The organism is Corynebacterium lemuris, assembly GCF_024919295.1.
Lineage (GTDB): Bacteria > Actinomycetota > Actinomycetes > Mycobacteriales > Mycobacteriaceae > Corynebacterium > Corynebacterium lemuris.
Genome location: NZ_JANWTC010000012.1, coordinates 28653 through 44110, shown reverse-complemented (window position 1 = coordinate 44110; position 15458 = coordinate 28653). Strand labels below are relative to the sequence as shown.

Sequence of the window (15458 nt, the reverse complement as noted above, 5' to 3'; positions counted from 1 at the left end):
GTTCAACCCGGTCAGGGTTGAGCTGGTGGATGGACCAATCAGGAAATGACGCTGTAGCCGGCTGCTGCAATGGCGTCCTTGACCACCTGCGGGGAGGCGGCACCAGTGACGGTGACGGTGGAGACACCACCGGCGGCAAGGTCAATCTGAACGTCGTCGACCTGGGGCAGCGCACGGACAGCCTTGGTGACGCTGTCGGTGCAGTGACCGCAGGTCATGCCGGTGACCTGGTAGACGGTGGGAACATCGGGGCCTGCGTTGGTTTTCGTGGCGGCAGGGGCGGAGGAGGTTTTCACGGAAGGCGTAGAGGGGGCAGAGGGTGCGCAGCACCCACAGCCGTCGGAGGCCATCGGCAGCAAGGGGGGAGTCGGGGTGGTCATCGGATTGCTCCTTCGGATCGGTGAATCGGGCAAGGTCTCGCCTTTCACTATATACCCCTATGGGGTATATTTCGAGGGGTAGTGAGAATCGTTGTCTCATCGGGACGGTCGGCGCTCATCAGTGCGGTTCTTTCCGGGAGCAGCGGAAGAGCGATGGTGAAGATCGATCCGGCACCAGGTCCGGAAGAGGTGGCGGTGAGTGTCCCGCCGTGAGCTTCCACCAGCGCCCGGGAGATGGTCAGGCCGATGCCGGAACCGCCGTGGTCGCGGTCGCGGGCGGTGTCCCCGCGGTAGAACCGCTCGAAGATGTGCCCCAGCTGGTCTGCAGTCATCCCGTCCCCGGTGTCGGTGACCTCGATGAGGACACTGTCGGCCCCTCGGCGGGCGGCACCGATGGTGACCTGACCGCCGGGCGGGGTGTGGCGCAGTGCGTTGGTCAGCAGGTTGCCCATGACCTGGCCGAAGCGTTGAGGGTCGACGGCCACCCTGGCCGTGCCTGTGGCAGCCTCGACCTGCAACCCGACGCCCTTATCGACGTAGGATTCCTGAGCTGCTGCTGCGGTGGCGTGGAGGAGCTGGCCGAGGTCTTCCTCGGTCACATCCAGGTCCATCTGATTTTCCTGGGCCCGGGAGACATCGTCGATGTCCTCCACCAGCCGGGTCAGGCGGGTGAGCTGCTCCGCCATGACTGAGTTTGTGGCAAGGTCCCAGTCCACCACGCCGTCTTCCAGACCATCAAGGTAGACCGACAGCACGGAGACCGGAGTACGCATCTCATGCGCCAGATCCGAGAGCATCTGTCGTCGCAGGTCCTCGGTATGTTCGAGTCGATCAGCCATGGTGTTGAAGGCCTGGGCCAACGTGGCGACCTCGGGTCCGGCATCCCCGGCAGGAACCCGCACGCGGTAGTTGCCGGCAGCGACGGAGGTGGCCGCCCGGGTCAGGTTCTGCAAGGGCGTGCGCAGTCGGCGCGAGAGCCACAGGCTGGCGATCAGCGCGCAGATCAGGGCGGTCGGCAGCGCCACGGCCAGGGTGATCAGGTTGGCGTCCCGGTAGGCCTGTTCGGCGTGGAACAACTCCAGGGAAGGGTCAGGCTGTCCGGTCATCAACATATGATCGTGGAAGACCGGTGGACCCACCAGGGAAGCCACGGCCCCGGCCACGAGCAGGCTGATCGCCACGACCAGCACCTGGGCCGCCAGGAAGCGCAACGTCAGGCTGGTTTCGGTTTTCATGCCCGCCCCATCCGGTAGCCGACCCCACGAACGGTCTCGATAAAGCCCCGCCCCTTTGAGTCAGTGCCGAGCTTGCGGCGGAGGTTGCCGATGTGGACGTCGATGATGCGTTCATCCCCGACCCAGGAGGTGTCCCAGACATCGGTGACCAGTTCGTGGCGGGACAGGACCTGGCCGCGGCGCAGTGCGAGGACGGCCAGCAGTTCACACTCGGTGCGGGTCAGATCAACGAGTACATCGCCGACCCGTGCCTCATGGGCGATGGGATCGATGACCAGCTCGCCGACCGTCAGCGGGGTAGCCATGGTGGTGGCCCGGGGCCGGCGTAGGACGGCATGGATGCGGGTGACCAGTTCCCGGATACTGAACGGTTTGGTGATGTAGTCATCGGCCCCCGCCGTCAGGCCGGTGATCTTGTCGTCCTCACTGCCACGCGCGGTGAGCATGAGGATGTAGCAGTCGGAGAAGGCGCGGATCTGTCGGCAGACCTGAAGGCCGTCCATCCCGGGCAGGCCGAGATCCAGCACGATGACATCTGGGGTGAAACGGCGGGCCTCCTCCAGCGCCTGGGGTCCGGTGTGGGCCTGGGTGACGGTAAATCCGGCGCGTTCGAGATAGGTGGCCACCATCTCGGCCAGGGGTTTTTCGTCGTCGACGACCAGGACCCGGCCAGCGGGACGATTTTCCGCCGTTGTGTGGGAAACCATGGGTGCCAGTATCACCCCAGGGCGGGTGGAATGAGGTGCTTCTGAGCGGTTATGGACGAAATCTTCATCAAGTCTTCAAAAACTTCGGTCCTCCCCCCATCGATCACCTGATCAAGAACCGGGAGTATTCACGCTCCGCTGTCCCGGAGAAAAGTATTACCACCAGGTGATTGTCATCTGTGCAGGTAGTCAACACGGGAGCCAGGGGACAATCGAAACGGGGTGAAAACGCTTCCGTTGCGGTGAGCTAGGCCACTGCCCAAGCTCCCTCAAAGAGGATGTCAGCGCTGCTAGAAGACATTTTTATTTCAGGGGAGAGGTGTCAGGGTGCTAAAAAGTCATAGCATCAACCCCAGGTTGCATGCCACCCTGACCCGAGGAGATTGACGTGAAACGAGCAGCGATCGTGGCCCCCGCCCTCGCACTGACACTGACCGGTTGTTCCTCCGCGATGTCGGGGTCGACTGCCGCGGGGGATGTCTCGCAGGACGAGTTTTTGACCACGCACGGCCTGGCCGGCATGGACGCCGTCAGGGCCATCGATCATCTCGACCAGATGGCTGTCGCTGACCGCCCCACTGACCTGATCGCCTCGGTACGCACCGACGAGCTACTGCTCACCGACGATCATCAGGAAGTCGTCCTCGAGCTGCCGGAGGACCTGACGTACGTGTCGATCGCCCCGTACGTGAACCAGACGCACGACTGCTTCTACCACAGCCTGACCACCTGCCTTGGCGAGCTCGGCAACGAGCCCATCCAGGTCACCATCACCGACGAGGCGAGCGGCGAGGTCCTGGTGGATGAGGAGACGACCACCTTCGACAACGGCTTCGTCGGCTTCTGGATCCCCGATGATGCCACCGGCACCATCGAAGTCACCCATCAGGGACGCACCGGTGCCACCGAGTTCTCCACCACCGACGACGGCGTCACCTGCGTCACGGACCTGCGACTGACCTGACGGACTGGCCCTGTGCTCTGCCCGATTCTTTCCCCCTGTGTCACTCCGACCTTCCCCAAGGACGTTTGAACCATGACGAATAATTTTTCCCGACGACAGCTTCTGCTCGGTGGACTCATGCTCGCCGGGACCGGTGCCCTGGCCGCCTGCGGGGGAAATAATGCCCCTGCTGCCTCCGGTTCCTCCTCATCGGCTGGCCCGTACCCGACACCGACGAACCTGGCACAACCCTCGGTGCGCAAAAAGCTGACTGCCCGACCCATGTCGATCGATATCGGCGGCATCGAGGCGCAGACCTGGGGGTATAGCGCCGATACCGGTGAACCCGCCATCGAAACCACCGTCGGGGACGTCCTCCAGGTCGACATCACCAATGACCTGCCCGAGTCCACCTCCATCCACTGGCACGGGATTGCCCTGCACAACGCGGCCGACGGGGTTCCGGGGATGACCCAATCTCCCATTGAACCGGGGGAGACGTTTCGCTACCTCTTTGAAACCCCGCATGGGGGCACCTACTTCTACCATTCCCACAGTGGCCTGCAGCTCGACCGCGGACTGCACGCTCCGTTGATCGTCCGCGATCCCGAAGACGCGGACGACCAGGACGTCGAATGGACCATCGTGCTCGACGACTGGGTTGACGGTATCGATGGCAGCACCCCCGAGGACCAGCTGCACATGCTGACGGGGATGGGCATGGGCGACCACGGGGACATGGATATGGGTGGTGACGGGGGCATGATGGCCCACGGCACCCCCGACCCGGCTCTGGGCGGAGACGCCGGTGATGTCATGTATCCGCACTATCTCATCAACGGGCGCATCCCTAGGGCGCACCGCACGTTCCACGCCCGGCCGGGGGATAAAGCCCGCCTCCGGTTCATCAACGCCGGTGGTGACACCATCTTCAAGGTGGCTCTCGGTGGACACCGCCTGACCGTCACCCACGTCGACGGTTTCCCTGTCCGCCCCCGCGACATCGAATCGTTCTACCTCTCGATGGGCGAGCGCGTGGACGTGGAGGTGGTGCTGGGCGATGGGGCGTTCCCGCTGACTGCTCTGGCCGCCGGCAAGGACGACCGGGCTTTCGCCGTGGTCCGGACCTCCGGGGGCCGGGTCCCCGCACCAGAGACCACCTTCCCTGAGCTCAACGCTGCCGGTACCTTCCTCACCTCCTTCGAACCTGCAGACCGGGCACTTCTGCCGGAGGGCAAACCAGACCGAGAAGCCAGCATTGACCTGAGCGGGCAGATGATGCCGTATGAATGGGGCATTCTCACCGACGGCCAATCCTCCCCGGGCACCGTCCGGGAGGGCCAGCGCCTGCGGATGATCATGCGCAACAGAACCATGATGCCCCACCCCATGCACATCCACGGCCACACCTGGTCGCTGCCCGGCAGCGGCGGGCTGCGCAAGGACACCGTCCTGCTCCGCCACGGCGAAACCGTGATCGCTGATCTGATCGCCGACAACCCTGGCGAGTGGGCGTTTCACTGCCACAACGCCTACCACATGGAAACCGGGATGATGAGCTCGCTTCGCTACGAGTAAGCCCACAGCATGAGTGATCACCGGGATGGGCAGGGTCGCTACCGACCGTCCACCGGGCAGCAGTATGACCTGCTTGGGTGTTGTGGTCTTTTCGGGACAACCAGAACACCGACCCCTTTTCCACCCGTCCCGTACTAAGGAGATCTCACCCATGTCGAGCACGTCCCGCAGGGCCGCGACCGCGGTTACCGCGGTGCTCACCGCCCTGACCCTGGTGGCCTGTTCCTCGGGCGATGGTGCCCGAAACGCCGTCGCCGTCGGGGGCACCTTCCAGTTCCACTCACCAGGAGGCCAGACCGAAATCCTCTACGCAGAAGAAGAACGCGCCCCGCTGCCGGACTTCTCCGGCCCCTCCCTCATGGCGGAGGACGAGGAGATCAACCTGTCTGATTTTGCAGGTGAGATCGTTGTCCTCAACGCCTGGGGCCAGTGGTGTGCACCCTGTCGGGCGGAAGTCGATGACCTGCAGCTTGTCCAGGAGACTCTCCAACCCCTCGGGGGCACGGTGCTGGGGATCAACGTCCGCGACTATAACCAGACCATCGCCCAGGACTTCGTCACCGATAATGGCGTGACCTACCCCTCGATCTACGACCCACCGTTTCGTAGCGCCGCGGCACTCGGCGGGGTGCCGACCTCGGTCATCCCCACCACCATCGTCCTGGACCGAAGCCACCGCCCAGCCGCGGTCTTCCTCCGCGAGGTCACCGCCGATGACATCCTCGATGTCGCCCTGCCGCTGGCCGAGGAGGCACCCGCATCATGACCGTTGATGTGATGGCCCAGTGGGCGATCGGCCAGCAGTTCGCTGACGCCGCGGCCACCGGGCCGCTGATGATCGGCATCCTGGCTGCGGCAGCTGCAGGTCTGATTTCGTTCGCCTCCCCGTGCGTCGTACCCCTGGTGCCCGGGTACATGTCGTATCTGGCCAGTGTGGTCGGCGGGGAGGTTGACTACGACGCCCAGCGGGGTGCGGTGGTCACCAAACGCCAGTGGGCGGTAGCCGGTGCGGCCGGGTTGTTCATCCTCGGCTTCACGATCGTCTTTGTGCTGGCCACCGTCACTGTCTTCGGGGCGATCAGCCTGCTTACCCTCAACGCCGAGATTCTCATGCGCATCGGCGGGGTGATCACCATTCTCATGGGCCTGGCGTTCATGGGCATGGTGCCCGCCCTGCAACGCGACACCCGGATGGCCCCGAAGAAATGGTCCACCTGGTTGGGTGCCCCGCTGCTGGGGGGAGTCTTCGCCTTGGGGTGGACGCCGTGCCTGGGGCCCACCCTGGCGGCGATCATCTCCGTGTCCGCCGGCACCGAGGGCATGACCGCTGTGCGCGGGGTCATCCTCATCATCGGCTACTGCCTGGGACTGGGCCTGCCGTTTCTTCTCATGGCCTTTGGCTCGGCCCGGGCCATGCGCACGGTTGGTTGGCTGCGCCGTCATTCCCGGAAGATCCAGATGTTCGGCGGGGTGCTCATGATCCTGGTGGGCATTGCCCTGGCCAGCGGGGCGTGGGCGTATTTCATCAACTTTGTGCGCCAGTGGACCGTCGAATACGGCGCCACCTTGATCTAGCACCTGGCCGCTCACCTCACCGGCCCCCGACTGACATCCCTACCCCGCAGCCACCACCCCCTGGTGTGGGCCGCGGACTGGAAAAGGAACACCATGACCCCCCTGATGCGCACCGTAGGAACGTATCCGAAGAAAGCCTGGCACTGGCTGACCAGCATGCGCACCGCCCTGGTGCTGCTGTTCGTCCTGGCGATCGCCGCGATCCCCGGTACCGTGTTGCCCCAACGCAGCCTCAATGAGGGCAACGTCGCCGACTATATTGCCGACAACGGCCGGCTCGCCGAGATCTACGACCAACTACAACTGTTCGACGTCTTCGAATCCACCTGGTTCAACGCCATCTTCATGCTGTTGACCCTCTCCCTGATCGGCTGCATCCTGCCCCGGTCCTGGGAGCACTATAAGGCGATGAAAACCCCACCGGCGCGCGCGCCGAAGCGGCTGGAGCGCCTGCCGCTGCACGCCACGGGCACCGTCGACAAGCCGATGGACCAGCTCACCCGTGAGGCCCGGGGGCTGCTCAAGCGGTGGAAAGTCGCTGAATACACCCCGGACAAGGACCGGGCCGGGGTGTTTTCCCTGGCGGCGGAGCGCGGATACACCCGCGAGCTGGCCAACCTGATCTTCCACCTGTCCCTGGTGGGCATGCTCGTCACGATCGCTGCCGGCCGGATGGTCTACTACGAGGGCATGGTTATCATCGTCACCGAATCCGGCAACTACGAGACCCCGCCGATCGAGCAGAGCACCGAGTTCTGTAACACCTCCACCGCGAACTTCGACTCCTTCCGGGCCGGTCCGACTTTCGATGGCACAGGGTTGACCACGTTTTGCTTCGATGCGCATGACTTCGCGGCTGATTACCTGCCCAACGGGCAGGCGGAGATGTTCACCTCCAATATCTCCTATGCCATCGGTGAGGACATTCTTAAGCCCAAGGAGGAGTGGACCGACTACCAGCTGCAGGTCAACCACCCCCTGCGGGTGGCAGGCGACCGCATCTACCTCATGGGCCACGGCTATGCCCCGACTTTCACCGTCACCTGGCCCAACGGGGAATCCCGCACGCAGACCCTGCAGTTCGGCCCGGAGGATCCGGTCTTCTTCCTGTCCTCTGGGGCCATGCGGTTTGATCCGCCGGCAGGGATGTACCCCGACATTTATGACCGTCGCCAGAACCAGATCGCCCTGGAAGGCCTCTTTGCCCCCACCGCCGAGTGGGGCGGGGACAACGGTCAACTATTGACCTCCGCGTTTCCAGCGATGCGCGACCCAGCGGTGGCCATTGACATCTACCGCGGTGATGCGGGTCTGGATACCGGGCGCTCCCAGTCGATCTTCGAACTCGATCCCACCCTGATCAGCAACGGACAGTTGCAGAAGATCGAACGGGTCAACCTCCTGCAGGGCGAGGAGGTGACCCTGGATGACGGGACGACCGTCGCCTTCGACGGGGCCAGTGAATTCGCCAACTTCCAGATCAGCCACGACCCCTTCCAACCCTGGGTGCTGGTGACCACCGTGCTCATGCTGTCCTCCCTGATCGGCTCACTGGTCATCAAGCGCCGGCGGATCTGGATCCGTCTGCGACCTTCTGCTGACGGCACCGCCACAGTTGTGGAGATGGGTGGCCTGGCCCGCACCGACCGTGCCGGCTGGGGTGGGGAGTTCGACCGGCTCCACCGTGACCTGCTCGGCCTGCCCGATCCGGACGACATCGATGAGGAGGCCGAGGAGAACATCCCCGTGCTGGTCACGACCCCCCGTCAGTAACACCCGCCCTTTAAGCGATAAGGACTTCATCCATTGATGCCTGTTAATCAGACTCTGTCCGTCTTCTCCGATACCGCCTTCCAGACCGCGTTCGTGATCTACCTGCTCGCCCTGGTGCTCTCCCTCGTGCACTACGTGAAAATGCAGGGGGTCATCGATGCCCGACGGGCCCGCGAAGACATCCCACACCCCGAATATGCCGCCGTGGGCGCCGGTAGCGGTACTGCTGACCTCAGTGACCGCTCCACGGGGGACGTCGCCGAGGATTCCCCGCTCAGCGATGAGCAATTTGCTGCCCGGGAGGCTTCCGCCCATAAATTCGGCGGCATGACCCAGATGCTGGTCTGGTTGGGTGCAGTGGTCCACCTGATGTCGGTGGTCCTGCGGGGCTTAGCCACTGATCGCTTCCCGCTGGGCAACATGTACGAGTACATCTCCATGATCTGTGTGCTGGCGGTCATGGCCGCAGCCCTGGCCATTCAGCGCCGCGAATGGCGCAGCATGTGGCCCTGGCTGCTGGTCCCCGTCCTCGTCCTGCTGTTCTTCGCCGGCACCAGCCTCTACTCCGACTCCGCCCCGGTGGTGCCTGCCCTGCAATCCTACTGGTTGCCCGTCCATGTCTCCACCGTGTCTCTGGGCGCGGCGATCGGCATCGTGTCGGGTATCGCCTCCCTGCTCTACCTGCTGCGCATCTGGCAACCCAAGGGTGCGGAGCGCGGCTTCTTCGGGGCTGTGGCCAAGCCGCTGCCGAGTGCGAAAAAGTTGGATGCCCTGGCCTACAAGTCCGCCATCATCACGTTGCCGGTGCTGGGTCTGGGCATTGTCCTGGGGGCGATCTGGGCGGAAGCTGCCTGGGGCCGGTTCTGGGGGTGGGATCCGAAGGAGACCGCCTCCTTTATCTCCTGGGTGCTCTATGCCGCCTACTTGCACGCCCGGGCCACGGCCGGGTGGCGTGATCACAAGGCCGCGTGGATCAATATTCTGGCCTTGGCCACGATGATCTTCAACCTGTTTTTCGTCAACCTGGTGGTCTCTGGTCTGCATTCCTACGCTGGCCTGAACTAAATCTGGCTTCATCAGCAGTCGGGTGGACACCTTCAGAGACGCGGAAAAGCATTGAAAGTTGCGGTGGATGGCTGGAAGGATTGTTCCTGTTCACGGCTCATCAGCGGTCCAGAAAAGATCGTGCTCTCCGGTGAGACCTGGTACTGCAGTGGGTACGAGGACGTCCCGGATTTCCCGGGAGATAGCGGGTACTAACGGACGTAGATTGGCCAGCCATTCCGCGCTCATGGTGGGGGCCGCGGTCGCGTGGTGGCTGGCGCTGCCCCCACGGGGTTGGTGGGTGCTGTTCCCGGTAGGTGTGGCTATATTCATATTGGCGCTGGCAGGTCAACCCCTCCGCAACCGTCTGTGGCTCGGTGTGCTGGGCGGGGTGGTCCACTACGCTCTTGCTCTGCGTTGGCTCACCGACTTTAATACTGCCGGATACGTTGCTGTTGTTGCCATCCAGACGCTGTTATTAATGCTGGTTGCCGCGGTATCTTCTAGCGAGCCAGCTTTTCGCCGTCGCTGGCCTGTCTGGTGGCTGCTCACCCCTGCTGCCCTGGTGATGCTGGAAGCGGTGCAACACCGGTTCCCATTCGGTGGTTTTCCGCTTCCTGCTTTCGGATACAGCCAGGCCGACGGTCCGTTTATGGCTGCAGCACCCCTGGGTGGGACTCTCCTGGCGACCGCGCTGGCTGCAGTTGCCGGGGCCGTAGTTGCCGCTGTCATTCTCGAGCCGCGACGAGCCCGTGGCCTATCCGTAGTCGCAATTGTTGTGGTACTCGCTGTCCCGGGGTTCGCGCCGGCGATCGTCGATGATGCGGTAGAAGACACCCTGAAGGTCGTCCTCGTGCAGGGTGGTGGCCCCCGCGGGCTTCGCGCGGTCAATACCGATCCGTTTGATACCACCCGCCGGCATTTACAAGCTGCCGGAGACATCACTGGGGACCCTGATCTGGTTCTGCTGCCCGAAAACGTCGCCAATGTCGACGAGACGGTCGATGGGACGGTTGTTGATGCATCTTTTGCCGAGCTGGCCCGCCAGCTCGACACGAACGTCGTGGTCGGTATTACCGAGTCCGACGGTGAGCATTTCCGGAACGCATCCATATTATGGGGACCAGACGGCACCCGGTCGGGACGCTATGAGAAGCACCACCGTGTGCCATTCGGCGAGTATCTCCCCATGCGCAACCTGATTGAACGACTCAGTGACGACGCACGGTTTATCCCCCGCGACGCCATTATCGGCGAGGGCCCGGCGGTGCTCGATCCCAGCGAGGCACCACGACTGGGGATCGTCATTTCTTATGAGGTGTTCTTCGCCGACCGGGTTGCCGACGCCGTCCGCAATGGTGGGCAGCTGCTGCTCGCCCCGACTAACGCCGCATCATTTGTGACCGAGGAAGTACCCGCCATTGAAGTGGCCGCGTCCCGGATGCGTGCCAGCGAGTTTGGCCGCACAGTTCTCCAAGCTGCCCCTACCGGGTACTCGGCCATCATCCAGCCCGACGGAACAGTGTCACAACTCAGTGACTTGAGCACAAGCGAACTACTGACGGCAACTGTTCCACTTCATACTGGCTTGACGCCGTACGCGCGAATGGGGGATACGCCCATGTTGGTTCTCGCGTTATTGGCTCTTGCGTGGCCGCTGGTTTCTGATCTCGTCAACTGGCTCAGGAGAAGACGGGGTCATGGAGGTATCTCCTCAAGGCAGATTCCGTCACCACCTTTCTACGTCGACGAGACGCTCGCCCTTGCTGCGTCTGACGAACCCGCATGATGGCAGCTTGAGGGACTAGTCTGACGTCCCTGGAGAGGCTGTGGAGCCCGGACAGTGGCCATGAAACAACCCGGCAATGATAGCCCTGGGGACAAGATCATTCCCCGATAATGGGGCAAAGCCCGGTACTGCCAAGCTCCTCCACTGGAGGCCGGAGAAAAACTGAGTACACCCCGAAGACATTCCCTGCGTTGCTCTATCGAGCGAGTGGCGGCATGCTTTTGCGACAGGTCCAAAAGAAGGACCGACGCTCGGACCTCCGCGGGGATACTGTTAGGAACGGATAGTTTGAAGCGCCGTGGTGACCATCGTGAAGCACGATGGTGAGCTTCGTGAAGCGCTAAACGGACGTAGGCCGCAGACTTTCAGGTACCGCACGACAACCCGGTCGTGTGGGAACCTGAAAGGACCTTCAACCGTGACCAACTACCGGTTGATCATGCGACTGCTCCTGGCGGGCAGTTCCTACCGAGAAATCCAGGCTCGCTGCGGTGCCGCGCACGCCACCATCGCCAAAGCCGGAAAAGCCCTCGATCACCACCACATCACCACCCACGCCCAACTCGAGGGATTGCATGACGACGACCTTCATGTCCTGGTCGGCGACGGGCGGATGACCGTGGCCGGGGAATTCGTCCCCATCGACATGGACACCGTCATCGCCGCCCGGACCGGACGCAAGAAGACACCCCTGAACGTTCTGTGGGCCGACTATCTGACCCTGCCAGCGGGGGGCTTGCGCCACTACAGCTACGAGCGGTTCCGCCAGCTCGTGGGCCAGGAAGTCTCCGTTCGTGGGCTCACCGCCCGGATCCAGCACATCCCGGGCCATACGATGCAGGTCGACTGGGCAGGAACAAAGATGCGCATCATCGACTCCGTCACCCGCCGGGCCACCAGCATCAGCGTGTTCGTCGCCACCTTGCCGTACTCCGGCATGGTCTTTGCCTACGGGTGCGTTGATGAACGTCAACCGAACTGGCTGGCCGCCCACCGCCACGCCTTCGAGTACTTCCGGGGTGTGGCTGAGGTCATCGTGCCGGATAATGCCTCCACCGCGTCGAATGCCATCCGCACCGGGGACAAGGCACGTAGGGTCAACACCGCTTATGAGGAGTTCCTTACCCACTACAACACCGCCGCGCTTCCCACCCGGCCGGTGCGCCCCAAGGACAAGGGCAATGTGGAATCCGGGGTCAAGGTCGTCACCAACTGGGCGATCCGCCGACTCGCGGACCGGGAGTTCAGCAACCTCGACGATCTCAACACGGCCCTGCGGGCAGCGGTCGAGGCGATCAACGACCGCACTCCGTTTAGGGAGCAGCCTGTCTCCCGTCGCCAGATCTTCCAGGAAGCCGAAGCCGAGCTGTTGGCACAGTTGCCACAGGAGCCTTTCCTGCCGACGGTGTGGAAGAAATCCAAGGTGGCCCCGGACTGGCACATCACGATCGCCACCGTGCACTACTCCGTTCCCTATCAGCATGTCGGCGACACCGTGGACGTGCGTATCCGCGGCGATCAGCTGGAAGTTTTCGCCGCTGGCGCCACCATCGCCACGCACACGGTGGGCACGCAACGCGGGGCGTATGTCACCGATGTGGTCCACTGCCCACCGGGGATGGAGAATCCGAACAATCTGTGGTCCTCGGAGTATTTCCTCACCCAGGCCTCACGTGTGGGTCCGCATACGAGAACGGCGATCGCTGATCTCCTGGCGTCGCGACCGATTGTCGCTCAGGCGTATCTGCCGGCCCGCAACATCCTCGCCATGGGTAAAGGCGACAACAAGCCCATCCTCGAGGCGGCCTGCCTCCGACTGGTCGGCGATGCCACCCGTCGTCGGGCGATCTCGTACACCGCGGTGAAGAACATGATGGCCGCGGTCCGTAGCGATCAGGCGACACGACCGGCGACCACCCCTACGCCGCGGGCTCATGCACGTTCTACACCACCACCGCAGTGGCACGGTGACCGTGGTGGGCTACTCGGCGGGGCCGGCCAGTTCAGCCTGGAAGCCCTCACCGGAACAGACACCAGCGACCACAAGGAGGAATCGAAGTGATGGATCCGAACCTCCACCTGGATGACACGTGGCTGGACACCTTCACCAAACTTCGGATGACCGCCTTCGGTCAGACGGTCATCGATATCGCCAACAACGCCGACTTTGATGAGTGGACCTTCTCCCAGAAGATCGCGTTCGCGTTGGACAAAGAGGTCACGGCCCGGGCGGAGCGTCGTGTTGAGAAACTACTCAAGGCATCCAGATCACCACACCCCGATGCCTGCGTAGAAGACATCGACTACCGACCAGATCGCAACCTCAGCCGTGAGTTAACGACACGGCTGGGCAGCTGTCAATGGGTGGCCAAGGCCAGCAACGTCATCATCCTGGGCAAGTCCTCCGTAGGCAAGACCTACCTCGCCCTGGCGCTGCTCAATGCGGCGTGCCGGCGTGACTACACCGCCCGATTCTTTAGGACCGATGACCTGGCCGCGCAGCTGGCGGTGATGGATTATCACGATCCGAAGCGTCTGCAGTTCGTCACTCAGATCACCACCACGGATCTGCTGGTCCTGGATGATTTCCTCACCACCCCGATCAGCCCGGACACCGCGAACATGCTGTTCAATATCCTGTCCGCGCGGGAAGGCCGGGGATCGACGTTGGTGACCTCCCAGTTCAACCCGGAGGAGTGGTACACCTCCATGGCGGACAAGGTCGTCGCTGAGTCCCTGCTCAACCGTCTTGTCTGTGGGGCGGAGATCATCAGCCTGGACGGGCCGAACATGAGACTCTCACCGACCATGGTCAGGTAACCCGCCGGACACCGAAGTGATGATCAAACACCGGGGTGAGCACCGCTTCACGATGCTCACCCCGGCGCTTCACTATCGTCACCACGCTGCTTCAAAATGCACGTTCGGAACAGGGATACCACCGGTCACAGGGGCAGAAGCCGGAAGCTGGTGGTCATGACCACACCCATCACTGTCTCGTCACCGGCAGCAGCTAAAGCAATACGCGCATCGATCGTGCCCTGTATCGGTGGGCGGTTTTCTGGAGCCGTGACGTCAACGGCCAGCGCTATGCCCGGGGATCAACCCGAAGATTCCCCCTGAGCCTCCAGCAGTGTGAAGATCAACAGTCCCCGCAACTCTCCCGGGGCGAGCATTCAGACCGGCCCACAGTCAGCGATGACCTGGACCGTGTCTATCATCCAGACCCCGGAGTGGGCTGGGGACTAAGGACGGGTGTTCTCGGGGGTGGGGAGGTTAGAAGGTGATGCCGTGCTGGGCGAACCAGGGGGCAGGGTCGACGGCGCCGCTGCCGGTGGGGTAGAGCTCAAAATGCAGGTGGGACCCGGTGGAAAATCCTCGGTTACCCATGCCGGCGATCTTCTGGCCGGCGGTGACCTGCTCACCGACGCTGACGTCGAGGGTTTCCATGTGTCCGTAGACGGCAATGGAGCCATCGTCGTGCTGGATGCGGATCCACTGGCCGAAACCGGAGGCCGGACCGGAGTCAATGACGGTGCCTCCCATGGCTGCGAGAATGGGGGTGCCCACCGCGTTGGCGATGTCAATACCTTGGTGCAGACTTCCCCAGCGCATACCGAAATCCGAGGTGAAGATGCCCTCGGCCGGCTTGACCACGGAGGGCGCACGGGCGGCACGGTCAGCCTCGGTACGTTCGACGGCGTATTCCACCGCCTTGTCCAACTGCTCGTCGACGTTGGCTACCGGCTTATACTCCGGGATCGCCAAGATCTGCGGTGCCACCTGCGTCGCATCGAAGGACAAGGCGGCGTCATTGGCGGCCAGCTCTACATCGACGGTGGTGACCTCCATAGATGCCGGGGCCTCATCCTGGGCCTGCAGCGTGGCGGCAGTAGCCCCACCGATCCCGGCCGAGGAGACCGCGCTGGCGGCCACGGCCACCAGTGCCACGCGCCCCTTGGTCTGCGAGGTGGTGATCTTGCGATGTTTTCCTCGGGGAGCCCGCTGAGCCGTCAGTCGCATTGAATCTTCTTCCGTCGTTTCCCTATGCGGGATTGTGATCATGGCGTTATCGTTCCGAGATGACAATAGCGCTTCAATTGCAGATGCCCCACCCCGACAACCCCTCTGTCCGCGCATTCCCCAGGGAAAACACGCGGGCCCTGACCCTCAGCGGGCACGAGTTTCCACTCCCCGCGACACGTGCACGAGCCTGGCGACCGGGCTTCCGCACCCGGAGACAACCCCAGGTGACACTCGGAAATGGCTGGTCACAGCCCGCAGAGGGCGGGCCCGTCCCCAGGGAAGTGGGGGTAGGTATTGGAGTCGCCCCTCCAGCGCCACAGCCGCGGGATGGAGAATGGATTTCTTCATGAAATCTTCATGGTTCAACCCCGTGATTCCCGCCGGGAGACCCCTGGGGTCGAGAGTGTG

13 protein-coding genes are annotated in these 15458 nt (G+C 63.2%); 9 read left to right on the top strand and 4 right to left on the bottom strand.

What is annotated here, in order from left to right:
• Positions 1–38: 38 nt before the first annotated feature.
• Genes NYP18_RS13135 through NYP18_RS13125 form a run of 3 tightly spaced genes read right to left on the bottom strand, consistent with a single transcriptional unit; the run spans position 39 to position 2322 of the window.
• A complete protein-coding gene (locus tag NYP18_RS13135; RefSeq protein ID WP_259428653.1) occupies positions 39–380 on the bottom strand; it encodes a heavy-metal-associated domain-containing protein in 342 nt (113 codons plus the stop codon).
• A gap of 47 nt (positions 381–427) precedes the next feature.
• Positions 428–1615: a sensor histidine kinase gene (locus NYP18_RS13130; RefSeq protein ID WP_259428652.1), complete on the bottom strand. Its 1188-nt coding sequence runs from the start codon at positions 1613–1615 to the stop codon at positions 428–430.
• Positions 1612–2322 carry a response regulator transcription factor gene (locus NYP18_RS13125; RefSeq protein ID WP_156229580.1) on the bottom strand — a complete coding sequence of 237 codons (711 nt, stop codon included), beginning with the start codon at positions 2320–2322 and terminating at the stop codon, positions 1612–1614. Before NYP18_RS13125 ends, NYP18_RS13130 begins: the two co-directional genes overlap by 4 nt.
• 388 nt (positions 2323–2710) lie before the next feature.
• Between NYP18_RS13125 and NYP18_RS13120 the strand changes: the two genes are divergently transcribed.
• From NYP18_RS13120 to NYP18_RS13080, 9 genes are all read left to right on the top strand, one after another.
• The gene (locus tag NYP18_RS13120; protein ID WP_259428651.1) at positions 2711–3286 is read left to right on the top strand and encodes a CueP family metal-binding protein; all 576 of its coding nucleotides are present in this window, start codon (positions 2711–2713) and stop codon (positions 3284–3286) included.
• A 72-nt stretch (positions 3287–3358) separates the two neighbouring features.
• Complete coding sequence (locus tag NYP18_RS13115) at positions 3359–4843, top strand: multicopper oxidase family protein (protein ID WP_259428650.1); 1485 nt, start codon at positions 3359–3361, stop codon at positions 4841–4843.
• Positions 4844–4994: 151 nt separating this feature from the next.
• Positions 4995–5609 carry a TlpA family protein disulfide reductase gene (locus NYP18_RS13110; protein ID WP_259428649.1) on the top strand — a complete coding sequence of 205 codons (615 nt, stop codon included), beginning with the start codon at positions 4995–4997 and terminating at the stop codon, positions 5607–5609.
• Positions 5606–6418, top strand: coding sequence for a cytochrome c biogenesis CcdA family protein (locus NYP18_RS13105; RefSeq protein WP_259428648.1), 813 nt, complete (start codon positions 5606–5608; stop codon positions 6416–6418). The genes NYP18_RS13110 and NYP18_RS13105 overlap by 4 nt, the downstream gene beginning before the upstream one ends.
• 93 nt (positions 6419–6511) lie before the next feature.
• Positions 6512–8191: a cytochrome c biogenesis protein ResB gene (resB, locus tag NYP18_RS13100; RefSeq protein WP_259428647.1), complete on the top strand. Its 1680-nt coding sequence runs from the start codon at positions 6512–6514 to the stop codon at positions 8189–8191.
• A 36-nt stretch (positions 8192–8227) separates the two neighbouring features.
• On the top strand, positions 8228–9256 hold the full coding sequence (gene ccsB / locus NYP18_RS13095) for a c-type cytochrome biogenesis protein CcsB (protein ID WP_259428646.1): 1029 nt from the start codon (positions 8228–8230) through the stop codon (positions 9254–9256).
• Between the two features lie 205 nt (positions 9257–9461).
• Positions 9462–11024 carry an apolipoprotein N-acyltransferase gene (lnt, locus tag NYP18_RS13090; protein ID WP_241228478.1) on the top strand — a complete coding sequence of 521 codons (1563 nt, stop codon included), beginning with the start codon at positions 9462–9464 and terminating at the stop codon, positions 11022–11024.
• Between the two features lie 418 nt (positions 11025–11442).
• Positions 11443–13086 (top strand): IS21 family transposase, encoded by a 1644-nt coding sequence (gene istA, locus NYP18_RS13085; RefSeq protein ID WP_259428645.1) that lies wholly within the window; start codon positions 11443–11445, stop codon positions 13084–13086.
• Positions 13086–13844, top strand: coding sequence for an ATP-binding protein (locus tag NYP18_RS13080; protein ID WP_259428644.1), 759 nt, complete (start codon positions 13086–13088; stop codon positions 13842–13844). The genes istA and NYP18_RS13080 overlap by 1 nt, the downstream gene beginning before the upstream one ends.
• Positions 13845–14300: 456 nt before the next feature.
• On the opposite strand, the gene NYP18_RS13075 is transcribed toward NYP18_RS13080, so the two are convergent.
• Positions 14301–15047: a M23 family metallopeptidase gene (locus NYP18_RS13075; protein WP_259428643.1), complete on the bottom strand. Its 747-nt coding sequence runs from the start codon at positions 15045–15047 to the stop codon at positions 14301–14303.
• Between the last annotated feature and the right edge of the window lie 411 nt (positions 15048–15458).